This is a genomic window from Pigmentiphaga sp. NML030171, from assembly GCF_002188635.1.
GTDB classification, from domain to species: Bacteria; Pseudomonadota; Gammaproteobacteria; order Burkholderiales; family Burkholderiaceae_B; genus Pigmentiphaga; species Pigmentiphaga daeguensis.
The window spans coordinates 1-26,978 of sequence record NZ_NINX01000033.1 but is presented as its reverse complement, the minus strand read 5'-3'; the positions used below and the strand labels follow the sequence as shown (position 1 = coordinate 26,978).

The following is a 26,978-nucleotide window of genomic DNA, read 5'->3' as shown; positions in this document are numbered from 1 at the left end:
TGAATGAAAGCAGTCTTTGGAGACTACGACCAGGAGGCGCTGGACTACCAGTACGACAACCAGCGCTACTGTCCCACCTTCCGCCAGACCCTGGACGAGGGCGCGCGCCTGAGCCTGGAGGCCGTTCCCTTCCGCACCGGACATGACCTGCGCTGGGGCGCCCACGAGGATGCCCGGCTGGACATCTATGCGCCGGCCGGCGCTGGTCCCCACCCCGTCGTCGTCTATGTGCACGGCGGCGCGTGGCTGGGGCAGAACAAGGAAGAAAGCGCCTTCGCCGCGCCCGCCTTCGTCCGGGATGGCTGCATGTACGTGGCGCTGGGCTTTCCCCGGGCCTCGCAGGTTTCCTTCTCCGAGATGGTCGCGGCCGTGCGCGAAGGCATCGGCTGGATCGTGCGCAACATCGCCCGGCATGGCGGCGACCCTTCGCGCATCGTGCTGATCGGGCATTCGTCGGGCAGCCACCTCGTCACCCAGTGCCTGACCCATGACTGGAAAGCGGCCGGCCTGCCGGGCAACGACTTCGCGGGCGCGGTGCTGGTCAGCGGACTGGGCCATCTCGAACCCGTGCGCCTGTCCTACCGCAACCAGCGCCTGCATCTGACGCCGGAGCAGGTGCGGGAGTTCTCGCTGCTGACCAACGAGCCCAGCGGCCGCACGCCGGTCGTGGTGGCGGTGGCCCGCGGCGATACCGACGAGTTCCGCAGGCAGAGCGGGGACGTTGCCCGCTACTGGCGCGAACGCGGCCTGCTGGTCTCCGAGCATGTCTTCGAAGGCCGGCATCACTTCGATGTGATCCTCGATCTGTGCGACCGGTCGAGCACCCTGTATCGCGCCGTCATGCAGCTGATCGAGGGGAGCGGCGCCCGCCCCGACCAACGGAGGACCCCGACATGAGCAGCCTTTCCGACATGCCCCGCCGCGCGCTTGCGGCGGCCCTGGCGCTGTGCGCCTTCGGCACCGCCACGCACGCCGCCGACAACTGGCCGTCGCGGCCCATACGCGTGGTCGTGCCCTACGCGCCAGGCAACGCCGGCGACGTGACCTTCCGCATCGTCCAGCAGGAACTCGAGGCCCGCCTAGGCGCGAATTTCTACATCGACAACAAGAGCGGGGCGTCGGGCAACATCGGCGCCGAGGACGTGGTGCGGTCCGCGCCCGACGGCTATACGCTGCTGCTGGGCGCCACCAACAACTTCGTCACCAACCAGTACCTGGCCAAGCTGCGGTACGACCCGGCCAAGGACCTCGTGCCGGTCACGGTCATCAATAACGCCCCGGCGGTGATCGTGGTCAATGCCAGCCTGCCGGCGAACAACCTGGCCGAACTGACCGCCTACGCCAAGAAGAACCCCGGCAAGCTCAACTACGGCACGCCGGGCAGCGGCACGGCGCCTCACCTGATCGGCGCGCTGTACGCGCAGTCCGCCGGCATAGAGCTGGTGCACGTGCCTTATCGCGGCTCGCCGCCCGCGGTCCAGGCGCTGCTGGCGGGCGACGTCCAGATCTTCTTCGCCTCGGCCGGCATCAGCACCGTGGCGGGCCATATTGCCAGCGGCAAGCTCAAGCCCCTGGCCGTGGCGGCGCCGCAGCGGCTGCCCGCGCTGCCCCAGGTCCAGACCACCGCCGAGCAGGGCCTGCCCGACCTCGTGGCCGGCAACTGGTGGGGATTGGCCGCCCCGGTGGGCACCGACCCCGCCATCGTCCGCAAGCTGGCCGATGCCGTGAAGGCCGCCGTGGCCAAGCCCGAGATCGCCCAGCAATTCGAGAAACTGGGCCTGACCGCGGTGGGCAACACCCCGGCCGAGTTCGGCGCCCAGATCCAGCGCGAGGCCGCCGTCTGGAAGGGGATCATCCAGAAGGCCGACATCAAGGCGGAGTAAGTGCGCCAGGAGGCAGGGGCGGCCGGGCTGCAACTGGGGTGGGGGCGGTACAATGCCCCCAGCTCCTTTCCATGACAACATAGGTTTCCCCCATGGCCCTCCAGTGCGGCATCGTGGGCCTGCCCAACGTCGGCAAGTCCACACTTTTCAACGCCTTGACCAAAGCCGGCATCGCCGCGGAAAACTACCCCTTCTGCACGATCGAACCCAACGTCGGCGTGGTCGAGGTTCCCGACCCGCGGCTCGACGCCCTGGCCGCCATCGTCAAGCCCGAGCGCGTCGTGCCCGCCACCGTCGAATTCGTCGACATCGCGGGCCTCGTCGCCGGCGCCAGCACCGGCGAGGGCCTGGGCAACCAGTTCCTGGCCCACATCCGCGAAACCGACGCCATCGTCAACGTCGTGCGCTGCTTCGAGGATCCCAACGTGGTCCACGTTTCGGGCAAGGTCGATCCCATTGCCGACATCGAGGTCATCGAGACCGAACTGGCGCTGGCCGACCTGCAGACCGCCGAAAAGGCCGTGCAACGCCACACCAAGACCGCCCGTGCCGGCGACAAGGACGCCGCCAAGCTGGTGGCCGTGCTGGAGAAGTGCGTGGCCCAGTTGAACGAGGCCAAGCCCATCCGCGCGCTGGACCTGTCCACCGACGAGAAGGCCCTGATCAAGCCGCTGTGCTTCATCACCGCCAAGCCCGCCATGTACGTGGGCAACGTCAAGGAAGACGGCTTCACCGACAACCCCCTGCTGGACAAGCTGGTCGACTACGCCAACCAGCAGAACGCGCCCACCGTGGCCATCTGCGCCGCCATCGAAGCCGAACTGGGCGAGATGGAAGACGAGGACCGCGCGGTGTTCCTGGCCGACATGGGCATGGAAGAGCCCGGCCTGAACCGGCTGATCCGCGCCGGCTTCAAGCTGCTCGGCCTGCAGACCTACTTCACCGCCGGCGTGAAGGAAGTGCGCGCCTGGACCGTGCCCATCGGCGCCACCGCGCCGCAGGCAGCGGGCGTGATCCACACCGACTTCGAGCGCGGCTTCATCCGCGCGCAGACCATCGCCTTCGACGACTTCATCCAGTACAAGGGCGAGGCGGGCGCGAAGGAAGCCGGGAAGATGCGGGCGGAAGGGAAGGAGTACATCGTCAAGGATGGCGATGTGATGAACTTCTTGTTCAACGTCTGACGATTTTTGCTGGATCTCGGTGGCGTTCAGTAGCGCTTGGTGGACAGGTTGGCCCATTTGAAATCAATGGGTTGCGTAAACAATACGGTCTACTGAGCGTTCCTATTGTTCATCGAGGTCCAGAAAATTCGGGGGTAGCGTTGGGGGTACTCGTGTTCAACCGTGGGGGTACATCTCCCCGCAGTGGAGTCCAACGATGCCCGAGAATCTACTCACCGACCTCAAGGTCAGGTCGGCCAAATCGACTGATCGAGATTGGAAACTTTCAGACGGCGGGGGCCTGTTCCTGCTGGTCAAGCCCACCGGCGGCAAGCTCTGGCGGTGGACGTACCGTCTGCAAGGCAAGGAGAACCTCTTTGCCATTGGCGGCTTTCCTCAAGTAAGCCTTGCGGAGGCGCGTGCGGCCCGGGAAAAGGCACGCGCCTTGGTCAAGCAAGGCATCCATCCTTCCCATGAGCGGCGGCAGGTCAAGGAGCGCAACCTGGAGGCGCTGGAGGAACGCAAGCGCGCTCGTGAAAGCTCGTTCGCCAAGGTGGCGCAGGCTTACCTGGCGGAGATCAAGCCAGTCTTTGCGCTCAGTTCCTATCGGACGAAAGAATCGAGGATCAGGAAGTACCTGTCGCCGAAGTTTGATGGGTTGCCGATGAGCGACATTGGCGTGAAGCAGATTCGCCCATTGCTGGAGGAGTGCAAGGCCCATGGCGCGTGGGCGGCCATCCATGTCAAAGGCGATCTTTCAGCCATCTTCGAATTCGCGGTGGTGCGTGGGCTGGTCGAGGCAAATCCAATCCCCAGCCTGCGCGGGCTGCTGCGCGTGCCGTTCAGCGAGAGCAAGGCGGCGATGACGCGAGAGCAAATCCAGAGGTTTTATCAGGAGTTGCGCGGCTACCGGGGCTATCCGGAAACCTCGTTGTGCTTGCGGTTGATCGCTCTGACCGCCTGCCGTCCAGGGGAAGCGGCGGATGCCGAGTGGGACGAGTTCGACTTTGAGGATGCACTGTGGCGTCGGCCTGCGGCGAAGATGAAAGCGCGGCGCGACCATGTAAGCCCGTTGTCTGTGCAGGCCATCGCCGTGCTGAAGGATTTGCAGTGCATCACGGGCGGTGGCCGCTATCTGTTCCCGCACCGGAGCGGCAAGGGCTTCACCACACCCAACCGGCTGACCTACGCGATGCGCGACATGAACCTGGGCCGGGGCACGACGCCGCATTGCTGGCGGACGACCTTTTCAACCTGGGCCAATGAGAACGGATACCGGCCTGATGCGATTGAGCGGCAGCTTGCCCACGTGGAAAGCAACAAGGTGCGGGCGACGTACAACAAGGCGCTGCTGCTGGATCAGAGAAGGACGTTGTTGCAGAACTGGGCGAACTATCTGAGTGCTGCGGAGGGCAGCGGCACAGCATAGAGACGGTTTGGCTGGTTGTTACAGAGCGAGTGGGCAAGGGCGGGCGACCTTTTCCTTTTCAGGGTAGGGCCGTTGTCCCTTGAGTACCGTTCCCTTGCCGTTTGCCTTTGCCCTGAGTTGGGCCTGGGAATGGGGTAAACAATGGAGAAAATAGGGTAATTGTGAAATTACTGCCCTTTTTTGGGCATTTCCTTCCTGGTCGGCCATGCCGGCCCCTCGCGACCGGGCCTACGTTCAGGAAATGGGGTAATCAAACGCCTTTAATGAGGTATTTATAGAGACAATGCCCCATTTAAGGGCTATGATTACCCCATTTACACAGCCTGGGCTTACATTTCCATGCACTCGCTCACACCCGAGTACCTTGCCGCGCTTCGCTTCGATGGCACTCAGGCCGCCACGTTGCGCACACTGGGCGAGTACCAGGGTAAGCAGCAACTCTACGCCGCACAGTCGCCCGAAGCCCTCAAGGGCCTGCGCCAGATCGCGGTGGTGGAGTCCACTGAGTCGTCCAACCGGCTGGAAGGTGTTGTCGTCGCGCCCTCACGGCTGAAGTCTCTGGTCATCCGCAACGCAACGCCAAAGAGCCGCTCCGAACAGGAGATCGCCGGCTACCGTGACGCCTTGGCGCTGATCCACGAATCGGCCGCGCACATGCCCTTCAGCGAGGGAGTGGTGCTGCAACTGCACACCCTGCTGTACCGCTATATGCCGCAGGCGGGCGGGCGGTGGAAGGCCACCAATAACGACATCATCGAGCGTCACCCGGATGGCACTTCGCGCCTGCGCTTCCAGCCGGTGGCTTCGCATCTCACGCCGATGGCTATGGCTGATCTGACAGGGAGCTATGCCACCGCGCTGGACCAGCACCAGGCCGACCCGCTGGTCTTGGTGCCGCTGGCGATGCTCGACTTCCTGTGCATCCACCCTTTCCCGGACGGCAACGGTCGCATGTCCCGCTTGTTGACCCTGCTGCTGCTCTACCACTTCGACTATGCCGTGGGCCGCTACATCAGCTTGGAACGCATCTTCGAAGATACCAAGGAAAGCTATTACGAGACGCTGGAAGCAAGCTCGCAGGGCTGGCACCAGGGGCAGCACGACGTAAAGCCCTGGCTCGACTACTTCTGGGGAGCCTTGCTGCGGGCATACCGCGAGTTCGAGGAGCGTGTCGGCACCATCGAGCGTGGCCGTGGCAGTAAAGGCGACCGGGTGCGAGCGGAAGTGCTGGGGCGCTGCCTGCCGTTTTCGATTTCCGAAATCGAAGAGGCCTGCCCGGGCGTGAGCCGGGACATGGTACGGCTGGTGCTGCGGGCGATGAAGTCAGAGGGATTGATCGAATCGACTGGCAAGGGAAGAGGGGCAAAGTGGAAGCGCGTCACAGCAGGCACCTCGGATAGAGCAGCGGTTCTGGCGATTGACCGCAAGATGGATCAGTGAGGACTCTACATGGATAACGTTTTCCAGTTCCGCGACCAGCTCATCGAGCGATACGGCAGCTTTTCCCGCAGTTTCGTTCGCATCGCCGCACCTGATATCCAAGCCGAGGTCGAGCATCAATATGCGCAAGGCCGCTATTGGCCTGAACCGTTGGTGCAGATCAACCCGAATTATCAACGTCAAGGCACAGTGCAGGATCTGGTGGCGGAGGGGGTCCTGCATCCTGCCTGCGCAGACATCTTTCAGGTTGGGAAGACGGAAGGCAAACCAAGTCCCCTGCATCTTTACAAGCACCAAATGGAAGCCCTGGCCAAAGGCCAGGAACGCCAAAGCTATGTGGTCACAACCGGAACGGGGTCGGGGAAGTCCCTGTCCTTTTTCATCCCGATCATCGACCGCATTCTCAAGGCCAAGGACTCCGATGGCGAAGCACGTACCAGGGCCATTGTCATCTATCCGATGAATGCTCTGGCCAACAGCCAATTGGAAGAACTCGACAAGTTTCTGCATGGCTATGCGCCAGAGTCTCGTCCCTTCACCGTCAAGCGCTACACCGGCCAGGAAAGCAAGACGGAACGCAGCGCTATCGCGGATGATCCACCCGATATCCTGCTCACTAACTTCATGATGCTGGAATACATCCTCACGCGCTTCGACGAAGTGGATCGGCGTGTGGTGGAACACTGCGAGGGACTTGAGTTCCTGGTGCTGGATGAGTTGCATACCTACCGTGGCCGTCAAGGTGCGGACGTTGCCTTGCTAGTGCGGCGCCTGCGAGAGCGCTTGAAAGCCGAGCAACTGGTCTGCATCGGCACGTCGGCCACGATGTCCAGTGCGGGCAGCCAAGCCGACCGCAACCGCGTGGTGGCCGATGTGGCTAGCAAACTTTTTGGCACCCAAATCAGCGAGCATGACGTCATCGGGGAGACCTTGGAGCGGGTCACCAACCCACTCAAAGACGTCAACGCCATTCGCGCAGAATTACCGGCTGCCATCGCGCGAAAGCGGGATAGCTGGGCTGACTTCGATGCCTTTCGCAATGATCCGTTGGCCATCTGGGTGGAACTCAACCTAGGTATCGAACTACCTGCCGACGAGCCTCCCAGACGGGCAAGACCTATGAGGTTGGAAGAGGCCAGCCGCCGCCTCGCCGAAGATTCGGGGTGCCAGCCTGAAGCCGCTCGCGCCGCTCTGCAGCGCTTTCTAGTGGCTGCCCATGATGTGCGAACGCCCCAGGGCAGGCCGCCTTTCGCATTCAAGTTGCACCAGTTCATCAGCGGTCCCGGCAAGGTACTCACTACGCTGGAAGCGCGAGGCAAGCGCCATGTCACGCTCGATGCTCAGCGTTTCGCGCCGGGGCGACAGCAAGAGAATGTGCTGCTTTACCCCACGCACTTCTGCCGCGATTGCGGCCAGGAATACCATCCTGTCTGGCACGCACAGCAACCGGGCAACTTCAGCTCACGTGAAATCGACGATATCGCTGCAGAAGACGACGCCAGCTATGGTTTCCTGTGCCCTCTGGTGCCCGGGCAGCAATACGGTGGCCAGCCCGAAGACCTGCCGGAAACCTGGATCGACCTCAGCCGTAGCGAACCCAAAATCAAGCCAGCCTACAAGAATGCCGTTCCCTATATGGTCACGGTCGATGCCAAAGGGCAAACGGGCTCGGGGACGGAGTTCTGGTTCATTCCGGGAAAGTTCCGCTTCTGCCTGAACTGCGGCACGACACACGAAGCCCACGGCAAGGATGCCAACCGCCTCTCCAGCCTGTCCGGCGAAGGCCGCTCTTCGGCCACTACCATGATTGCCCTGGCGGCCTTGCAGCAATTGTTCGCACTTTCCGAACCTGCGCCAGGGCAGCCTGACCCACGCAAGTTGCTTGGGTTTACCGACAACCGCCAGGATGCCGCTCTGCAGGCGGGACATTTCAACGACTTCATTTTCCTGCTGACGCTGCGTGCCGGCTTGATCGGTGCACTACAGGGCAGCGGTGGCCAACTCGATGAAGAACACTTGGCCGAAAGTGTCTTCAAGGCCCTCGGCTTTCAAGGGGTCGATGAAGCGACCTTGGTGGAGTATCTGCGCACCCCCAAGCTCATGGGACTGGCCCGACAAGAAGCGCAACGCACATTGCGCTTCATCATCGCCTACCGGCTACTGCGTGATCTGCGGCGTGGCTGGCGTTTCAATAATCCGAATCTGGATCAACTCGGCCTGTTGCAGATTCGGTATCGAGACCTGGATGCCTTTTGCGCTGACGCCAGTATCTTTGCTGCAAACAGCACCTTGACCAAATTGACGGCAGTGCAACGGACAGTTCTGTTCGAATTACTGTTCGACGCCTTGCGCCGCCATCTGTGCCTGGAAAGTCGTTACCTCGACCCGGTCGAGCAGGACAAGGCACGCACCAGCGCCCACACCTACCTGAATGAGCGTTGGGCCTTCGCTCCCGACGAGAAACTCGATACCGGCCGCTATCTCATCCTCGGCAAGCGCCCGGAATACAAGGGCAAGCCGCGCACCGACCTGGTGACAGGTGGTCCACGCTCCCGTCTGCTGCGGCAAATAAAGACGGCTGCCTTCTGGCGTAACAGTGCCTGCGCCAGCGAGGTCGCGCAGTGGAAAGATCCCGAATGGGCCGAGCTGATCGAAGCCCTGCTGGAGTCCGCCAAGAATTACGGTTACGTGCAGCGCCAGCCTATCGACGCCCAACTCGCAGGCTGGCGTCTGAACGCGGCAGCCCTCGACTGGTGCCTGATTGCCGATGAGCAGCAGGCAGAAAGCAATCGCATCAACCAGTATTTCCGAGCGCTGTATCTCAGCATTGCCGACCTGCTGCGTCAGCCCTCGCATCCGCTGTTCGACTTCGAGGCCCAGGAACACACTGCCCAGGTGGATGCGCCACGCCGGCAGCTGCTGGAGCAGCGCTTCCGCTACACCGAAAAGGATAGACAGGACTGGGCGCAGAACCCGGCCCACGAAGCGCCGTTGGAACGTCTGCCTGTGATGTTCTGCTCCCCCACTATGGAGCTGGGCGTGGATATCTCCGCGCTCAACACCGTGTACCTGCGCAATGTGCCGCCGACCCCCGCCAACTACGCCCAGCGCAGCGGCCGTGCGGGTCGCTCGGGTCAGCAGGCGCTGGTCATCACCTATTGCGCGGCGCTCAGTCCGCATGACCAGTGGTTCTTCCACAATGCCGAGCAGATGGTGCATGGCGTCGTGCGCGCGCCAACCCTCGATCTGAGCAATCGTGATCTCATCGACAGCCACCTGCAAGCGGTCTGGCTTGCCAGTACCCAGGTGCCACTGGACGACAGCATTGCGCCCATGCTGGATCTCGACCAGCCCGGTAAACCACTGAAACAGCCCTTGCACGAAGCACTGCGGGCGCAGGCTGTCCAGCAGCGTGCCTTGGCCAGTGCCGGACGGGTCATAGACCAGCTTGAGGGCGAGCTTGAAGGCAGCGCCTGGTTCACTCCTGACTATGTGCGCCAGGTCATCGACAACGCGGCGCAAGCGTTCTCTGGGGCGCTGGAGCGCTGGCGCGTGCTGTTCGATGCCACCCGCCAACAGATGGATATGGCTGATCGCATCGTCAAGAGCCATACCGCCTCGCACACGGAACGCCAAAATGCCCAGCGCCGCTACGGCGACGCCGCGCGCCAGTACGCCGTATTGCTCAAGTCCGGCAACGGCCAGAACAATGACTTCTATACCTATCGCTACTTGGCCAGCCAAGGCTTTTTGCCAGGCTACAACTTCCCGCGCCTGCCGCTGATGGCCTGGATTCCCGCCCGTGGCGGCCAGGCTGTCAACGGCAAGGATGACGAAGGCAGCATGGTCAGCCGGCCACGCTTCTTGGCCCTATCCGAATTCGGCCCGCGCAGCCTCATTTATCACCAGGGTCGCATGTACCGCGTGGTGCGTGCCAAACTCAACGTAGGCAATACAGACCACATTTCCGGCAACAGCCAGTTGGCCACCATTGCCTCGTTGGTGTGCAGCCAATGCGGCTACGGCCATCTCGGCGAGCCGGGCGGCGAACAACCGCTGGTCAATCGCTGCGAGAACTGCGACGCCTTGCTCACCGAGCACGATTGGGTGCGCGAGCTCTACCGCATCGAAACCGTGGAGACCGTGGCCACCGAGCGCATCTCCATCAACGACGAGGAGCGCCAGCGTCAGGGCTTCGAGCTGCAAACCACCTACCGCTTTCTACCCGGCCCCGATGGTCGTATCCAGCAGCAGAAGGCCACGATCCAACAAGGCGAGGACGTGCTGGGCGAGCTCACCTACGCGCCCGCTGCACAAATCTGGCGCATCAATCGCGGCTGGCGCAGGCGCAAAGACAAGGAGCAACTTGGCTTCTACATCAATCCCATCACGGGCACCTGGAGCAAGCAGGACGCACCGGATGCGGAAGACGACCAGGGCGGCGACGATGCTTTGCTGGAGAAGGTGCCCAACCAGCGCATCGTTCCTTTTGTGGAAGATCATCGCAATCTGCTGATCTTCGCTCCCGTACATGCCCTGTCGCTGGAGGCCATGGCCACTTTGCAGGCCGCGCTCAAGCGCGGCATCGAAATGACTTTCCAGATCGAGGAATCCGAACTGGTGGTCGAGCCACTGCCGAAGTCCGACGAGCGTCGCGCCTTGCTGTTCTACGAAGCGGCGGAAGGCGGTGCGGGTGTGCTCACTCGCCTGGCAAACAATCGCGACGACCTTGCACTCGTAGCCAGCAATGCCCTGCAACTGATTCACTATCGCAAACCGCAGAGCGGCATTTGGACGCTGGACGATTTGCCGTCGCTGGAACAGACCGATGCACTTGGCAATCATCAGTGCGAAGCCGGCTGCTATCAGTGCCTGCTGTCCTACTTCAACCAGCCGGATCACGAACACATCAACCGCCGCAATGCGGATGCGCTCAAGCTGCTGGTCGCGCTGGCCAATGCTCAGGTACAGCCTGTGGAATGCAGCGCGGCCCCCGTTGCAGCGACGATCTTGGCAGACGAGCCACTCGACGCCTGGCTGTCCGCGCTCAGCCAGGCAGGGGGCGTGCAACCTGATGCGGTCAACGTGTCCGTCAACAATGGTGCAGCCATCGCCGCTGCCCAGTACAAGGCAGCCCGCGCTTTGGTCTTTCTGTCCGCTGTGGATGACCAGACCACCAGCGTATTGCAGGACAAAGGCTGGCAGGTGCTCGATTTTTCGGACGCTTCACGCTGGCCACAACAATTCGCCGCGCACGCCGATGTGTTCGGTTCCAAGGAATAAAGGCGTATGACGATCCTCGAACACGACTTTCTGCCCGGCAATCTGGTGCGCGCCCGAGGCCGCGAATGGGTGGTGCAAAGCGACTCCCGCCGCGACTGGCTGCGCCTGCGTCCATTGAGCGGCGCCGATGACGAAAGCATCGCCCTGATCCCAGAGTTGGAGCTGCATCCCGTCGAACCTGCCACCTTCGACTGGCCCGATCCTGCACGCGCCGGCAACCATGCCGCCGCGCTGTTGCTACGCGATGCCTTGCGCCTGACCCTGCGCGCCGGCGCCGGCCCGTTCCGCTCCTTTGGCAATATCGCGGTGGAGCCTCGCGGCTACCAGCTTGTGCCGTTGCTGATGGCACTGCGTCTGTCCACTGTACGCCTGCTGATCGCTGATGACGTGGGCATCGGCAAGACCATCGAAGCCGGCCTGATCGCACGCGAGCTGATGGACCGTGGCGAAATCGCCCGCCTGGCCATCCTCTGCCCGCCGCACCTTGTCGAGCAGTGGCAAAGTGAGTTGGAAACCCGCTTCAACCTTCAGGCCGTGGCGTTGACTTCGTCTTCGGCCTCCCGCATCGAACGTGATCTTCCGCATGGAGTGCGCCTGTTCGACCATCATCCCGTGGTGGTCGTCAGCCTGGACTACATCAAGAGCGAACGCCACCGCGAACAGTTTCTCGCTACCGCCCCCGAATGCATCATCGTTGACGAGGCCCACACCTGCGCCAGCAGCGGCGCAGGCAAGCAATTGCGCTTCGAGTTGCTGCAACGCCTTGCCCGTGACGCGCAGCGACACCTGATTCTGCTGACCGCCACCCCTCACTCTGGTGACGAAACCGCCTTCTACAACTTGCTGTCGCTGCTCGATCCACGTTTTGCCGCATTACAAGGCCGCATGACAGCCTCCGACCCGCTGCGTCAGGAACTGGCCCGCCACTTCGTCCAGCGCCGTCGCAAGGACATCGTTGAATGGCAGGCCGAGACCCATGACGGACGAGGTTTTCCCCGCCGCATGAAAACCGAGCTTACCTACCAGCTCAGCGGCGAATGGGGCGCGTTCTTCGACGCCGTGCAGGATTACTGCCGCGAACTGGCTGAAACCGTTGAGCAGCAAGAACAGCAAGGCGGCGCGCGCCTCATCTGGTACGCCACCCTGGCATTGTTGCGCTGCGTGGCATCGTCGCCCGCAGCCGCCGTCAAGGCGTTGACCACACGGCTGGAAGGCACTGTGCCGGATGAGGCGCTTCTCGGCGATGAGCGCCTGCACGATGGCGAGGCCGATGACCTCTCCGGCAGTGATCTGGAGCCGCCTGCCCAGGTGCAGGACGCTGCGCCGCGCCTGCAAGCCCTGATCGCCGACGCGCAACGTCTTTCCGGCAAGGCCGGTGATCCAAAGCTGGCTGCGCTCATCCGGCATATTGACCTTCTTGTGAAGGATGGCTACCACCCGGTGGTGTTCTGTCGCTACATCGCCACCGCTCATTACGTGGCCGAACACCTCAAGGCCGCCTTCCCCAAGGCCACCATCGAGGCCGTGACCGGCGAGCTCACGCCCGAAGAACGCCGCGAGAGGGTGGAGGACATGATCGATGCCGACCAGCGCATCCTGGTCGCCACCGACTGCCTCTCCGAAGGCATCAACCTGCAGCACCTGTTCACCGCTGTCGTCCACTACGACCTGGCCTGGAACCCCACTCGCCACGAACAGCGCGAAGGCCGCGTCGATCGTTTCGGTCAGCAGGCCGATGAAGTGCGTTGCACCATGCTTTACGGGCAAGACAACCCGGTGGATGGCTTCGTGCTCAACGTTATCCTCAAGAAGGGCGAGGCCATCCAGAAGGAACTCGGCGTGCTGGTTCCACTGCCCGAGGACGAAGCCCGCATCAATCAGGCCCTGGTCAAGGCGGCATTGATGAAACGCAGCGACAGTCGCGCCGCGTCGCCGCAGGTCGCATTCGACTTCGGTGAGCCAGAGCAATTGCTCGCTCCTCTGCAAGCCCAATGGCACGACGCGCTGGAAAAAGCCAAGGCCAATCGCACTGTGTTCGCCCAGCGCCGCATCAAGCCAGACGAGGTGCTGCCCGAATGGCACAAACAGCAGCAGGCCTTGGGCACCCAGGCTGACGTGTCGCGCTTTCTGCAAAGCGCTTGCGTGCGATTAGGGTCACCGCTGGAAATCGGTCGCAAGCAGACTGCACGCTTCTTGCCGCAGCACCTCCCAGAAGCCCTGCGCCAGCGCTTGGCCGACGAGGGCATCGACAAACCCCAGCTCATCGACTTCAGCGAACTGCATCGCAGTCACCCGCTGGTTGGCCTGCTGGCTCAGCACCTGCTGGAAGACGCACTTGGAGGCGAACGTCCGCTGGCCGCCCGTTGTGCTGCCACTCTTACCAATGACGTGGAGGTCGTCACCACCCTCTATCTTCTGCGTCTGCGCCACCAGCTCAGCTACGTGCGCCGCCGCGAACCCTTCCAGATGATGGCGGAGGAAACCGTTGCTCTGGCTGTGCAGGGCCGCAACGCTCCCCAATGGCTGGCCGACGATGGCGTGAGTCGCCTGCTCGAATGCACGCCCAGCGGCAACCTGCCGCCGGAGGCGGCACAGCGCGAAATCCGCACCGCGCTCGACTTCCTCGCCGCGCACCCGCAGCAACTGCAAGCGGTAGCCCAAGAGCGAGCCGATGCCCTGCTGGCCGACCACCAGCGCGTGCGCGAAGCCACCCGTGACGTCGGCCAGTACAGCGTCAGCCCCTGCCTGCCGGTCGATGTGATGGGCGTGTACGTGCTGCTGCCTGACTCGCTGTAAGCCTCGGCCTGGAGAAGAACAACCATGAAACGCATCCGCAAGACCCAGGCCGCGCTGAACCTGCCTACCGTCAAGCTCGAAGGCGGCCTGTTCCTGCCCGACCAACTGGAAAAAGCCGCACAGGGCCGCGCCAACGCACAGCTAGAGGCCGACTACGGCACCCCCAAGGGCGTCAAGCTCAAGGACGAATACAGCCGCGCTTTCCAGATCGCCTGCGCCCAATGGCAGCACTTCGCCGCGCAGATGGAACGCGCCGACGTCGATGCCACGCAACTCACCACCGCCTTCATCCACGAACTGCTGCGCGACGCCTTCGGCTACGCCACCTTGCAAACCGCTCTGGCTCAGCCAGTAGGTGAACTGCGCTACCCGGTCAGCCTCATGGCAGGCACCTTGCCCGTCCTGGTGGCACCACACTCTCTGGGACTGGACGAGGCCGACGCGCGGTTTGCCGTGCAGGGCGGCGGCAACCGCAAGAAAGCCCCGTTCCAGGCGATGCAGGAACTGCTCAACGCCAGCGAAGCGCTGCAATGGGGCATCGTCAGCAACGGCAAGCAACTGCGTCTGCTGCGCGACGCTGCCTCGCTCACCCGTCCCAGCTTTCTCGAAGTGGATCTGGCCGACCTGCTTGGTGGCCAGCGTTATGCCGAATTCGCCAACGTCTGGCGCCTGCTGCACGCCAGCCGCGCATCCCGCCTCGGCCAGGGCGCTACGGTGTGCATCTGGGAACAATGGCGCAACGATGGCCAGCAGGAAGGCACCCGCGTGCGCGACGGCCTGCGCAATGGTGTCGAACAAGCTCTGCTGACACTCGGCCAAGGCTTCCTGCAACACCCCGCCAACCAAGCCCTGCGCACCGCTCTGAACGACGGCACGCTCCCCAAGGCTAAATATTTCGAACAACTGCTGCGCCTAATCTACCGGCTCATCTTCGTTTTCACAGTGGAAGAGCGAGGCGTACTGCACCCGCAGGATGACAGCGCCGAGGCGCTGGCTGCTCGCCGCGCCTATGCCGAAGGCTACGCCCTGGCCCGCCTGCGCGAGCTGTGCCTCAAGCGCCGCGCCCGCACCCGGCACGACGACCAATGGCAGGCCATTCGTATCGTCTTTCGCGGCCTGGCGCAAGGCGAGCCGCGCCTGGCGCTGCCCGCGCTGGGCGGCCTGTTCGCACCGGAGCAATGCCCCGATCTGGATGTCGCCAGCGTGGACAACGCCCACCTGCTCGCCGCACTGCAAGACCTACGCTGGGCCAAGCCGGCTGGCGCGCAAAGCCTGGTGCCAGTGGACTACCGCAACATGGGGCCGGAGGAACTGGGCAGCGTCTATGAAAGCCTGCTGGAACTGGTGCCCGCCATCGACCTGCCAGCGCGCACGTTTGGCTTCGTTGGCCGCACCGAGGAAGGCAGCACCGCCGGCAACGCCCGCAAGCTCACCGGCAGCTACTACACCCCCGACAGCCTGGTGCAGGAGCTGATCAAGAGCGCACTCGATCCCGTCATCGAACAGCGCCTGGCCGAGCAGTCGGCCAACCCCACCGAGGCACTGCTGGCCATCCGCGTCATCGACCCCGCCTGCGGCAGCGGCCACTTTCTGCTCGCTGCCGCCCGCCGTCTGGCGGAAAAGCTGGCCCAGCTGCGCAGCCTCGAAGGTGGGCAGGAAGGCGCCATCCAGCCGCAGGACTACCGCCACGCCCTGCGCGAAGTGGTGGCCCGCTGCATCTATGGCGTGGACCGCAACCCCATGGCCATCGAACTGGCCCGTATGGCCTTGTGGCTGGAAGGCTACGAGGAAGGCCGCCCGCTGGGCTTTCTCGACCACCACCTGCAAGTGGGCGACGCGCTGCTGGGCCTGACCGACCTGAACGTGCTGGAAAAAGGCATCCCCAAGGACGCCTTCAAACCTCTCAGCGGCGACGACAAGGACGTGTGCAAGGAACTGGCCAAAGCCAACGCCGCAGGCCTCAAGCAGATCGCCAAAGACCTGCAAGGCAAGCAGATGCTGCTGGGCGTGGACAACCGCAGCGGCCTGGAAGCCCTGCACGCCATCGAAACCCTGCCCGCCGACACGCCCGAACAGGTCGCCGCCAAGGAACAAGCCTGGCGCCACTTTCTGGAGGACTCCGCCCACAGCCCGCTGGCCCACGCCGCCGATGCGCTGGTGGGTGCCTACCTGTTGCCCAAGACGGAGGACACGGCCGACGCCGTACCCACCAGCATCACCCTGCATGCGCTACTGACCGCACCGGAACGCGCCCAGACCGAGCATGCCGCCCCCATCGCCACTGCACGCACGGCCTGCGAACAGGCCCGCGCGTTCCACTGGCCGCTGGCCTTCCCGCAGGTGTTTGCGCAAGGCGGCTTCGACTGCGTGCTGGGCAACCCGCCGTGGGAGCATGTGGAGCTAAAAGAGGAAGAATTTTTCGCCACCCGGAATCCGCTGGTTGCAGAAGCCAAGAACAAATCCGAGCGCACACAACGTATCCAGTGGCTCAGCGAAGGCATGTTGGCCCGCCATCTCTATCCCGAACAGGTGCACGAAACCCGCGAGGACGAAGCCGAAAAGCGCCTATACCAAGAGTTCATCACTGCCAGACGCACGTTTGAGGCTGCCAGTACCTTTGCACACGCCGACAAGGAAGACGGAGGCCGCTACCCACTGACTGGCGTAGGGCGCGTTAACACCTACGCGCTGTTTGCCGAAACCATCCTGCAAATCCATGCCGACAGTGGCCGCGCCGGCTTCATCGTGCCGACCGGCATTGCTACCGACGACAGCACCAAGGCGTACTTCGGCCACATCACCCAGAACCGGCGGCTGGTCAGCCTGTACGACATCGAAAACCGCGAAGCGGTGTTTCCGTCCGTACACCGCAGCTACAAGTTTTGCCTGCTCACCCTGGGCGCGGCGGAACGGGCCGAGTTCGTCTGCTTTGCCACCCAGGTCAGCCAACTGGCCGACCCGCGCCGCCGCTTCACCCTCACACCCGACGAATTCCGCCTCATCAACCCCAACACGCTCACCTGCCCGGTTTTTCGCAGCGAGCGCGATGCGGAACTGACCAAAAAGCTCTACCGTGCCGCGCCGGTGCTGATTGACGAAAACCGGCCAGATGGCAACCCGTGGGGCATTCGTTTCTTGCAAGGCACGCACAACATGTCGAGCGACAGCCATCTGTTCAAGGACGAGCCAGCCGCCGACCACCTGCCACTGTACGAAGCCAAGCTTATCCACCAATTCGACCACCGATGGGCCACCTACACGGCGGACGGCAACAGCCGCGATGTCACGCAGGCCGAAAAGGCCGACCCGGATTTCACCGTCACCCCGCGCTATTGGGTCAGTCGCGCCGAAGTGGAAGAACGTCTATGCAAACGCGACCGCGATGGCCGCGTGATCTGGCAATGGGAGCGGGATTGGTTGATGGGCTGGCGGCGCAATGCGAGAGCTACGGATGAACGTACAACTATTGCAACAGTGATGCCCTTAAGTGCCCAAGGAGACAGTGTTTTCCTGTGGCTTGTAAATGAGGCAATTTCAGTCGAACACTCTGCTGCGCTCCTTGGTAGCTTAGGAAGCCTTGCATTTGACTTTGTCGCAAGACAGAAAGTGGGGGGAGTTAATTTTAGTTTCTACTACTTTAAACAGCTCCCTGTACTCGCTCCCACTGGCTACACCGAAGCCGACCTCGCCTTCATCGTCCCGCGTGTATTGGAACTGACCTACACCGCCCACGACCTCTCCGGCTGGGCACAGGATCTGGGCTACGACGGCGAACCCTTTCCCTTCGACCCCGACCGCCGCGCCACCCTGCGCGCCGAACTCGACGCCTACTACGCCAAACTCTACGGCCTCACCCGCGACGAACTGCGCTACATCCTCGACCCCGCCGACATCATGGGCGAGGACTACCCCAGCGAAACCTTCCGTGTGCTCAAGAACAGGGAACTGAAGGAGTTCGGCGAATACCGCACGCAAAGGCTGGTGCTGGAGGCGTGGGATAAATTGGAGCAAGGGGGGCTGCAATGAAACATCTCGATTTGCTGAACGAATTCAGAACGCAGATTGCACAGCTTCGTTCGCAAGTTGAAGCAGGCAGTGCCATGGGGCTTTATGACACGCATAAAGTGGCAGAGGGCGTTATCTGTGGCCTTTTGCGAGAGCTTTGCGATTGGCACGATCTGCGCAACCTGAACTCTGATCAGGCTAATTTCCCTGGCATTGACTTGGCTGACGATAACGCTCGTATTGCTGTGCAGGTAACGGCGACCGCTGACATTGCCAAAATCAAGCACACCATCGAAAAATTTGTCAGCCACAATCTGCATCAGCGTTATGACCGCCTGATTGTCTATATCCTCACAACCAAGCAAGGGAGTTACTCGCAGGTCGCCATTGATACGGCGGCTGGCGATCAACTCAAGTTCAATCCAAAAAACGACATCTGGGACTATCAGGAGTTGTGCTCCAAAGCAGCCGATGCCTCGCCCCAAAGACTGCAAGCTGCCCTCAATCATTTGAATGCGTACATGCGCGGCATCCCAATTGGCTTGGCGGACGAAGATATTGATCCGCCATTGCTGCCCCCGGAATCATTAACCACCAATTTGGTGGATATTTACTTTCCTGCCACCCTGTATGTAGCGCAGTTAAACATCGACCTTGTGGATAGGCATGGAAAAAGAAAGCCGGGATTATGGAGAAAAACGATTCGGGAGTTCAATCAAGAAAATGAACTTCGCTCTCCTTCTTCCTATGTTGTTCACAGCAAAGCGCTGGTTACATTTTTTGACTTAACCGATTCAAATAATCCCTATCGCCACCTGATTGAACCCGGCACGGCGGAAGCTCATCGAAGCAAGGATTTCTGGACAATCGACGAAGATCACGAGCGTGTATTCAAATCCTTATTGCGCTTCTCACTACAACAACGTCTTTTTCAAGAGCGTGTGCGCTGGGAAAATGATGACAAGGCGTTTGTATTCTTACCTTACAAAAATGGAGAGAATCAGCGAGAAGAATCATGGCAAGGAGAAAAAAAGTCCAAGCGCTCGGTGTTTAGCATAAAGCTCAACAAAAAAGACCCCTCCAAAATCTACATGCAGAAACATCTGTCATTTTCAGTAGATTTTCTCCACTTTGACGAAAACTGGCTGATGTCTATTACACCGAGCTGGTTTTTCAGCTATGGCACTGATTTCAAGAAATCCGGCTACAGCCACGACAATTTGAGCTGGATCAAGCGTCAGGAAAATAATCAGCAAGTCGTAAACCATTTCAGATTTATTGCTGCATGGCTACGCTCAATTGATGAAGAAGACCTGTTTTCCGAAAAAAGCGTAAAGGACTCATTCCTGTCTTTCGGGCAGATTCTCAGCTTTGAAGGAGCGCCATCACTGGATGAATCCAAATGGGCAGCCCTGCCTGAGCCATCTGATGATGAAGCCGAACAACGACTGAGGTTTTTTGACTGATGAAATTAGTACACGTCAATGAGCCAAGGCTCGAATTTTTTAACGGTACTCACATCTGCCCACGGCGCGGAATAGCGGCCTATGGGGTGTATGACAAAAATTCACTCACTCGCCGTACTCGTATCCTGCTTGGAGCCATAGGAACGAACAAAGACCTTGAAGACCTGTCAAGTTTGCTTGATAGGATGAAAACTCCCATCCAAGGAGCCGGGAAGGATCACCAAGGCAATCTTTTCCCGAATTTTTGCGGGTTCAACGAAGAAACGGGATTTCATGCCGAACTGGCATTCAACCAAGACTTGGGGCGACAGCTCAGGCAGTCGGATATTGAAAAAATTACCAAAATAGAAAATCGCTCGCAGCGCATAGAAGAGGCCATCAATCTCTACTATGAGGAAATAAAATTTCTCGCACAAAACCGACCTGTTGACGTGATTGTTTGCGTGCTATCGAAATCTATATTCGATGCCGTCAGCAAGGAATCCCCGGTTGAGGGCGAAGAAAAATTGGAGGAGAGCGTCGAGGTTCAATCTGAACTCAATTTCCGACGGGCGTTGAAAGCAAAAGCCATGCACTTGGGGAAGCCGCTTCAATTATTGCGGGCAGACTCGTTAACTTCCGGTGGTAAAGGTCAGCAAGATGACGCAACCAAAGCTTGGAATCTGGCGACTGCCCTGTACTACAAAGCAGGGGCAACCAATCCTTGGCGATTGGAGAAAGCGGAAGGAAACACACTCTCATGTGCGCTGGGTATTGCCTTTTATCGCAGCAAGGACAAAAAAACCCTTAATACCAGCCTGGCTCAAGTTTTCGATGAATTGGGTAATGGCCTCATTCTGCGCGGCACTCCGGTTCACATGGAAAAGGATGATCGCGTTCCACGATTATCAGGGGAACAATCCTACGCGCTTTTCAAGACAGCCTTGGAAGAATACCGCAACGCAATGCGAACATATCCGGGGCGAGTGGTGGTGCATAAAACATCCAATTTCTCTGAGCCTGAAATGTCTGGATTTATGGCCGCAGCTTCTGATCTGCGTATAGACACCGTTGACTTCGTGACCGTCATGGACTCACGCCTCCGTCTTTTCCGAAGTGGCGGATATCCACCTTATCGCGGTACATCCCTTGTGCTGGACGAGCAACGTCAGTTGCTCTACACCCGGGGCTCCATTTGGTACTACAAAACCTATCCCGGAATGTACATTCCCCAGCCGCTTGAGCTTCGGGTTGTGAAGTCAGAACAAAGTCCTGCTTTTCTGGCGAGAGAAATTTTAGGTTTGACAAAAATGAACTGGAACAACACCCAGCTTGATGGAAAGTACCCCATCACGCTTAGTTGCGCCAGAAAAGTGGGGGAGATCATGAAGTATTTGGATGAACATGATCGACCACAAATTCGCTATGGCTACTACATGTAATCTGCGGGACAGAACATGCTTACTCATCTCAAACTGGAGAACTTCAAGATCTGGCGCACCACGGGGCCTGTGCGACTCGCCCCTATCACTCTGCTGCTGGGTGCCAATTCATCGGGTAAGTCCAGTCTGATCCAAAGCCTGCTGCTCATCCGTCAGACCGTCAAAGGCGATGATCCGAATCTAGATCTCAATCTAGGTAACCCCGATACCAGCGACTCCGTCACACTCGGCCAGTTCAAGGATGTGTTGTGTCGCCATGGTGCAGCAACAGAAAGCACGGCGTCCAATCAAGTAGGTATCGAGTTTCGCTGGAGCGAAGCAGGAAATGCCGCTGAATCGACGATTTTCTCGGCACGCTACCGTAAAGGCCAGTCCGGCAGCGCTGAACTGGAGTTCCTGCGTTTGGGCAAAGACGGTCAAGGCTTCAGCGTCCAACGCCGGAAACCCGGGATTTATCGCCTCACGCTGGGCAATCAAATCAAACCTTTGGGGCAAAGCGCGGATTTTCGGCCGCAGCGTTCGTTTGCATTTTCACCCTCTACGCTCAACAAACTGGGTGTGCAGGGGGAGGTGATTCGGCCGGTTGGTCCGGCGTTGCTGGACGAGTTGGGCCGCATCATCTACCTTGGCCCCGTGCGCCGCTTGGCCCAGCGTGACTATGTATGGGCAGGGCGTATGCCTGCCCATATCGGCGACGATGGCGCCAAAGCCGTGGATGCGTTGATTGCCAGCGGTGTGGCGTGCCAGCAAGCCAAGAGGCGTAGTCAAGCCTTGCCAGCGGAAGCCTATCTCTTTGAGCAAACGGTTCATTGGCTGAAGGAGATGAATCTGGCGCACGGTCTTTCCATCCGAGCCCTTGGCAGTTCAGCGCGTCATGAGTTGCTGGTGGAAACCGATGGCCAGGCCAGTAACCTCAAAGACGTTGGAGTTGGAGTGTCGCAGGTGCTTCCTGTCATTGTGGCCGCCCTGTTCGCACAGCCCGGCCATATCGTGATCGTCGAAGAGCCGGAAAGCCATCTACACCCTCTGGCACAGAGCAAGCTGGCTGAATTGCTGGCCAAGGTTAGCAAGGAGCGCAACGTTCAGTTCATCGTCGAGACGCATTCAGAACATTTGTTCCGCCGCATGCAGACCTTGATTGCCCGCGAAGAAGTGTCCGTTGCTGACGCCGCCATGTATTTCGTTGAACGTGATGGCAAGGCCGCGCGATTGAGAACCCTGGAAATGGATGATTTCGGCCGATTGAAGAACTGGCCTGAGGGTTTCTTTGGGGATGCGCTGGGTGAGACCCGAGAACAGGCACGCTTGATGTTCGAGCGCCAGAAGCGGAGTCAGCCATGAGGGCGCGTTATGTCGTGGATACCAATGTTTTGATTGCTGCCAGTGCTGCTGACCCAACTCACCCGAAGGATATTGATGCCACGCCAGATGATCCGACAGAGCGCCAAAAGGTGTGGCAGTGGCTGGACGTTTTTCAGAAAAGCGAATCCCGGCTTGTACTGGATCTGGCGGGTGAAATCTATAACGAGTACACCAATAAGCTGGGGTTCAATGATTTTGGTATCCAAGTTGTCATGCACAAATGGAGCACAGCAGCCGTCGATAACGTTGATGTCGCCTATGACGAGTATGGGTACGGGATATTGCAGCCGCCATTATTGGCTGTCATCCACGATGACGCAGATAAGAAAATGGTCGCCGCTGCGTTGGACTCACACAGGGAGTACGGCGAGGGCTGTGTTGCTTTTGCAGGGGACACCGATTGGCATGATTGGGAGACTGATCTGCTGGCGAACAACGTCTTGTTGGAGCCCATCATTGAAAGTTGGTCACGACAGAAACATGCTGAGAAGCAGGCTCGTTGAATGAGGATCATGCATTGACCGACTTCTTCCGCTTCCCTACCACTCCGCACCTCGCGTGGCTGGCCAAAGACGGCATGCCACGCGACGACAAGGTGTTGTCGCCCACCGAAGCGCAGGCGCTGTTGTCCGGCGATGTGGTCGTGGAGGAGAAGCTCGACGGTGCGAATCTCGGCCTGTCTCTATCACCCGACGGCACCGTGCTTGCTCAGAATCGTGGCCAGTATCTGGGCAAGCCCTATGTTGGTCAGTTTGCGCGTTTACCCGCCTGGCTGGCACAACACGAATCCAGCTTGCTTGCCGTGCTGCGTCCTGAGTTGATGCTGTTTGGCGAATGGTGCGCTGCACGCCATTCACTGGATTACGACACGTTGCCCGACTGGTTTCTGTTGTTCGATGTCTATGACCGCAGCAAGAGGCGTTTTTGGAGCACCTCCCGGCGCAACGCGCTGGCCTCGGAAGCCGGATTGTTCACCGTGCCGCGGGTATCGAGTGGCCGCACCAACCTGGCGGCGCTAAAGCAGTTGGTCATGGAAACCCCCAGCCGCTACCGCGCCGGTCTGCCGCTGGAAGGTGTGGTGGTACGGCGCGAATCGCCCGACTGGTGCGAGGCGCGTGCCAAGTTGGTGCGCCCGGATTTCGCTCAAGCGATCGACACCCATTGGCGCAAGCGCGCCATCGAGTGGAACCGGGTGGATTGGACGCGGACATGAATCCTCTGCAACGCACCATCATCGAAAAAGCCGGCCACGACAACGGCTTCGAGCACGTGCTGTCATCCGCTGGCGATGCGGTCATACTGGCTTCGGCTCGTCATCGAAGCCAGGCGGCAGTGACAGCATTGGCCGGAGGCTTCGAGGTGCGCTTTCAACCTGCCACGCCCGCGCTGCTGCCGGAGTTGTTGCGCAGCTTCCAGCTTTGGGCCGGAGCTGATGACGTATTTCGCGTACCCACCCTGGCCGATCTGGCAGCCCTGTTGCGCCGCGCGGCCAGCCTGTCGCAGGCGTTGCCGAATCAGGCAGTGCGCGACTACCACGTGGCCGTGGCGCAAGCTGTTGAGACGATGTCTGCCGAAGCCCGGGGCACGGAAGTCGAGCGTTTGGTGCGCCAGCGCTTGGGGCAGGAGCGTTACCGCGACGCACTGCTGGACTACTGGGGTGGTGCGTGCGCAGTGACTGGCGTCGCGGTGACTGAAGCCCTGCGTGCCAGCCATGCCAAACCCTGGGCCGAGTGTGCCGACGATGCCGAGCGGCTGGATGCCTTCAACGGCTTTCTGCTGGTGGCCAATCTCGATGCGCTGTTCGATCGCTTTCTGATCAGCTTCGACGATGCCGGGCATCTGCTGACCAGCACCCGCCTGTCCCAAAGCGATCTGCCTGGGCTTGGCATTCATTCGGGAATGAGGTTGCGCTGGCTGGCCAGCGAGCACCGACATTATTTGCAGTGGCACCGCGAGCGCTTCCTGCTCGGTGCCTGATCGAAGGAAAAACATGGCCAAGGCCGAAGCAAGCGTTGAAGAACTGGTATCAATGATCGAGCGGGGCGAACTGCGCTTGCCGGAGATGCAGCGCCAGTATGTGTGGCGCTCCACGCGAGTGCGTGATCTGCTGGATTCGCTGTATCGCGGCTACCCATCCGGCGCAATCCTGCTTTGGGAAACGGATGAAGCTGTGCCGCTGCAGGATTTCGCGGTCAGCCAGAGCACGAATCCTTACCAGAGCACGCGGCTTCTGCTGGATGGTCAGCAGCGTCTGACATCGCTCTCTGCCGTTATTCGCGGCGAGCCAGTATCGGTGCGCGGCCGTCGTCGGCCTATCGACTTGCTGTTCAACTTGGAGCATCCCGACCAGTTGGCGGTCGTGACCGAAGTGGAAGAGAACGGCGACGACGAGGACGATGCCGACGACGATAGCGAACTGATTGGCGATGAGACGGACTCGACCGAGGACGAACTGCTCAAGCGCTTCAACAAGATGACTTTCGTGGTGGCCACGAGGAAGCTGGAGCAGTTGCCGCATTGGGTGAAAGTGTCGGAAGTGTTCAAGACCGACAACGATGCGCCGTTCCTCAAACGTGCCGGTATCAGTGGTTTTGATGATCCGCGGTACGAGAAGTACAGCCAGCGCCTGGCCCGGCTACGTGGCATCCGCAAGTACGTTTATCGGATGGACGTGCTGGAACGCACGCTTTCCTACGATGAAGTCACGGAAATCTTCGTCCGGGTCAATTCACTGGGAGCCAAGCTGCGCAGTTCGGACTTGGCTCTGGCTCAGATCACCGCCAAATGGCGGCACTCGCTGCAGACGTTCCAGGATTTCCAGAAGGCATGCGCCAAGACGGGCTTTGACCTTGATCTCGGTTTGCACTTGAAGAATCTGATGGCGTTTGCCACCGGTCAATCACGTTTCCAGATCGTGGGTAGCCTGAATGTGGAGAAGCTGCAGAAGGCATGGAAAGAAGCCTGCGATGGCATGGAATTCGCGCTCAACTTCCTGCGCAGCAATCTTGGCATCGATAGCCCGGCACTGTTGTCGTCGCCTTTCCTGCTGGTGGTGCTGGCGTATTTCGGGCATAGCCGCAACTATGCGCTGAGCAACGATGAGGCCCGCCAACTGCGCTACTGGGCCTTGGCCGCCAATGCCAAAGGCCGTTTCTCGCGGGGTTCCAGTGAGACCATTCTGGATCAGGATTTGGCGATCATCCGCAATGGCGGCGGCGTCAATGAACTGATCGACCGGCTGCGTCTGCAGTTCGGCCACCTTGAGATCACGCCGGAAGAGCTGGAGGGGCGCAACCAGCGCAGTGCGCTGTTCAAGACCATGTTCCTGGCGTTTCGTGCGGCAGGTGCCAAGGATTGGCGCAGCCACCTTGCCATTGCTCTGGACCACTCGGGCAGTCAGCACCGCTTGCAGTTTCATCACATTTTCCCCAAGGCATTGCTGCGCGGCAGCTACACCCCTCGCGAGGCCGACGACATCGCCAACCTGGCTTTCATCGGCGGCAAAACCAATCGTGCGATCAGCGACAAAGCGCCTGTGACCTACCTGTTGCCGCTGGTGGCACAGCACGGTGCAGCACCATTCGCAGCACAGTGCATCCCGGTGGAGGAGGAACTGCTGGCACTGGATCACTACAAGGCGTTCTTGCAAGAGCGCCGTAAACGCATCGCGGCGGCACTGAATGCTTTCATCCATGCGGTCGCTTGAACTGTCAGCGCCACCTTGTTGCCACAAGTACTGCTGGAGGCGCCGGCGGCTGGACAGGAGCCTGCACCGTAACATCGTAACGCTACGTTATCGTAGCGTTACGATGGTCACCGCATGATCGCTCGCGGCAGCTATCGCAGCCATCTGCTTTCACGAATAATTAAAGTCCACTAAAATGGTTCTTACGCAATTTTTTTCGCGATAAGGGTCATAAAAGTGACTTTTCATCTCTCGACTTCCGCTGAGATTCTGCACGCGCTGGGTGTTCGTCTGCGCGAGCAGCGGCTTGCCCAATCGCTCACGCAGCGTGAACTGGCGCAAATGGCCGGGTTGTCGCTGGGGGCGTTGCGCAAACTCGAAAGCGACGGCCAGTGCTCGCTGGAAACGCTGGTCCGCGTTGCGCAGGCACTTGGCTTGCTGGAGGCGCTGGACGATCTCTTCGTGCTCAAACGGCAATCCATCGCCCAGATGGAGCAGGTGGACCTTGTCAGCCGCCGCCAGCGTGCGCCGCGTAAGAGAACATCATGAAGCTGCTTACCGTGCATTATTGCGGCTGGGGAGAAGACTGGCCGTTGGGACGCTTAGCCGATGACGGTCAATCCCTGCTCTTCGAATATTCTCCCGAAGCTCTGTCTCAGGGCTTGGAACTGTCGCCCTTGCACCTCAAGCTGCGTGCGGATGCCTACGGTAGTTTTCCGACCCATTTGCATCGCCTTCCGGGCCTGATCGCCGACAGTCTGCCGGACGGCTGGGGTTTGCTGCTGATGGATCGCTTGTTCCGTCAACACGGCTTGCGCCATCCCGGGCCGCTGGACCGGCTGGCCTTCATTGGTGAGCGCGCCATGGGCGCGTTGCGCTTCGTTCAGGCAAGCGACGCCGCTGCCCAGGAGCCCGACTGTAAGCGGCCGGTAATCACGCCTTGACGACGGCAATCAGGTGGCCGGTGTCCACCGATGTGGCAGCAGTTCGGCGATCCGATTGTTCCTCTGCGTTGTCAGCCGCGTGAGCACGTCCTTCAAGTAGG

The 26,978-nt window shown here is 60.4% G+C and carries 18 protein-coding genes; 17 read left to right on the top strand and 1 reads right to left on the bottom strand.

Features of this window, described 5'->3' with window-relative positions:
* Positions 1 to 3 precede the first annotated feature (3 nt).
* The 17 genes from CDO46_RS12315 to CDO46_RS12240 all read left to right on the top strand — a co-directional run bounded on the left by CDO46_RS12315 (position 4) and on the right by CDO46_RS12240 (position 26,877).
* Positions 4 to 897 carry an alpha/beta hydrolase gene (locus CDO46_RS12315; RefSeq protein ID WP_087838775.1) on the top strand — a complete coding sequence of 298 codons (894 nt, stop codon included), beginning with the start codon at positions 4 to 6 and terminating at the stop codon, positions 895 to 897.
* Positions 894 to 1,883 (top strand): tripartite tricarboxylate transporter substrate binding protein, encoded by a 990-nt coding sequence (locus CDO46_RS12310; protein ID WP_087838774.1) that lies wholly within the window; start codon positions 894 to 896, stop codon positions 1,881 to 1,883. Before CDO46_RS12315 ends, CDO46_RS12310 begins: the two co-directional genes overlap by 4 nt.
* 92 nt (positions 1,884 to 1,975) lie before the next feature.
* Positions 1,976 to 3,067: a redox-regulated ATPase YchF gene (ychF, locus tag CDO46_RS12305; RefSeq protein WP_087838773.1), complete on the top strand. Its 1,092-nt coding sequence runs from the start codon at positions 1,976 to 1,978 to the stop codon at positions 3,065 to 3,067.
* 196 nt (positions 3,068 to 3,263) lie between these two features.
* Positions 3,264 to 4,475 carry a site-specific integrase gene (locus CDO46_RS12300; RefSeq protein WP_087838772.1) on the top strand — a complete coding sequence of 404 codons (1,212 nt, stop codon included), beginning with the start codon at positions 3,264 to 3,266 and terminating at the stop codon, positions 4,473 to 4,475.
* Positions 4,476 to 4,814: 339 nt separating this feature from the next.
* Positions 4,815 to 5,915, top strand: coding sequence for a Fic family protein (locus tag CDO46_RS12295; protein WP_087838771.1), 1,101 nt, complete (start codon positions 4,815 to 4,817; stop codon positions 5,913 to 5,915).
* A gap of 9 nt (positions 5,916 to 5,924) precedes the next feature.
* Complete coding sequence (locus tag CDO46_RS12290; protein ID WP_087838770.1) at positions 5,925 to 11,198, top strand: DEAD/DEAH box helicase; 5,274 nt, start codon at positions 5,925 to 5,927, stop codon at positions 11,196 to 11,198.
* Positions 11,199 to 11,204: 6 nt separating this feature from the next.
* Positions 11,205 to 13,994, top strand: a complete 2,790-nt coding sequence (locus tag CDO46_RS12285; protein ID WP_087838769.1) for a helicase-related protein — start codon at positions 11,205 to 11,207, stop codon at positions 13,992 to 13,994.
* Positions 13,995 to 14,018: 24 nt separating this feature from the next.
* Positions 14,019 to 18,020, top strand: a complete 4,002-nt coding sequence (locus tag CDO46_RS12280) for an N-6 DNA methylase (RefSeq protein ID WP_087838768.1) — start codon at positions 14,019 to 14,021, stop codon at positions 18,018 to 18,020.
* Entirely contained in the window at positions 18,017 to 19,465 is a 1,449-nt protein-coding gene (locus CDO46_RS28025; RefSeq protein ID WP_140416860.1) for an SMEK domain-containing protein, read from the top strand. The genes CDO46_RS12280 and CDO46_RS28025 overlap by 4 nt, the downstream gene beginning before the upstream one ends.
* Positions 19,465 to 20,886: a hypothetical protein gene (locus tag CDO46_RS12275; RefSeq protein ID WP_087838767.1), complete on the top strand. Its 1,422-nt coding sequence runs from the start codon at positions 19,465 to 19,467 to the stop codon at positions 20,884 to 20,886. The genes CDO46_RS28025 and CDO46_RS12275 overlap by 1 nt, the downstream gene beginning before the upstream one ends.
* Before the next feature lie 15 nt (positions 20,887 to 20,901).
* Complete coding sequence (locus CDO46_RS12270; RefSeq protein WP_087838766.1) at positions 20,902 to 22,227, top strand: DUF3696 domain-containing protein; 1,326 nt, start codon at positions 20,902 to 20,904, stop codon at positions 22,225 to 22,227.
* Positions 22,224 to 22,751 carry a hypothetical protein gene (locus CDO46_RS12265; RefSeq protein ID WP_087838765.1) on the top strand — a complete coding sequence of 176 codons (528 nt, stop codon included), beginning with the start codon at positions 22,224 to 22,226 and terminating at the stop codon, positions 22,749 to 22,751. Before CDO46_RS12270 ends, CDO46_RS12265 begins: the two co-directional genes overlap by 4 nt.
* Positions 22,752 to 22,765: 14 nt before the next feature.
* Positions 22,766 to 23,461, top strand: coding sequence for an RNA ligase family protein (locus tag CDO46_RS12260; protein WP_087838764.1), 696 nt, complete (start codon positions 22,766 to 22,768; stop codon positions 23,459 to 23,461).
* On the top strand, positions 23,458 to 24,225 hold the full coding sequence (locus CDO46_RS12255; protein WP_087839085.1) for an HNH endonuclease: 768 nt from the start codon (positions 23,458 to 23,460) through the stop codon (positions 24,223 to 24,225). The genes CDO46_RS12260 and CDO46_RS12255 overlap by 4 nt, the downstream gene beginning before the upstream one ends.
* A 13-nt stretch (positions 24,226 to 24,238) precedes the next feature.
* Positions 24,239 to 25,954, top strand: a complete 1,716-nt coding sequence (locus CDO46_RS12250) for a DUF262 domain-containing protein (protein ID WP_087838763.1) — start codon at positions 24,239 to 24,241, stop codon at positions 25,952 to 25,954.
* Positions 25,955 to 26,170: 216 nt separating this feature from the next.
* A complete protein-coding gene (locus CDO46_RS12245; protein WP_087838762.1) occupies positions 26,171 to 26,482 on the top strand; it encodes a helix-turn-helix domain-containing protein in 312 nt (103 codons plus the stop codon).
* Complete coding sequence (locus CDO46_RS12240; protein ID WP_254914595.1) at positions 26,479 to 26,877, top strand: HipA N-terminal domain-containing protein; 399 nt, start codon at positions 26,479 to 26,481, stop codon at positions 26,875 to 26,877. The genes CDO46_RS12245 and CDO46_RS12240 overlap by 4 nt, the downstream gene beginning before the upstream one ends.
* Positions 26,878 to 26,886: 9 nt before the next feature.
* Here CDO46_RS12240 and CDO46_RS28815 read toward each other — a convergent pair.
* Positions 26,887 to 26,978 (bottom strand): transposase domain-containing protein (locus CDO46_RS28815; protein ID WP_140416839.1); only part of this gene is annotated, 92 nt, incomplete at its 5' end.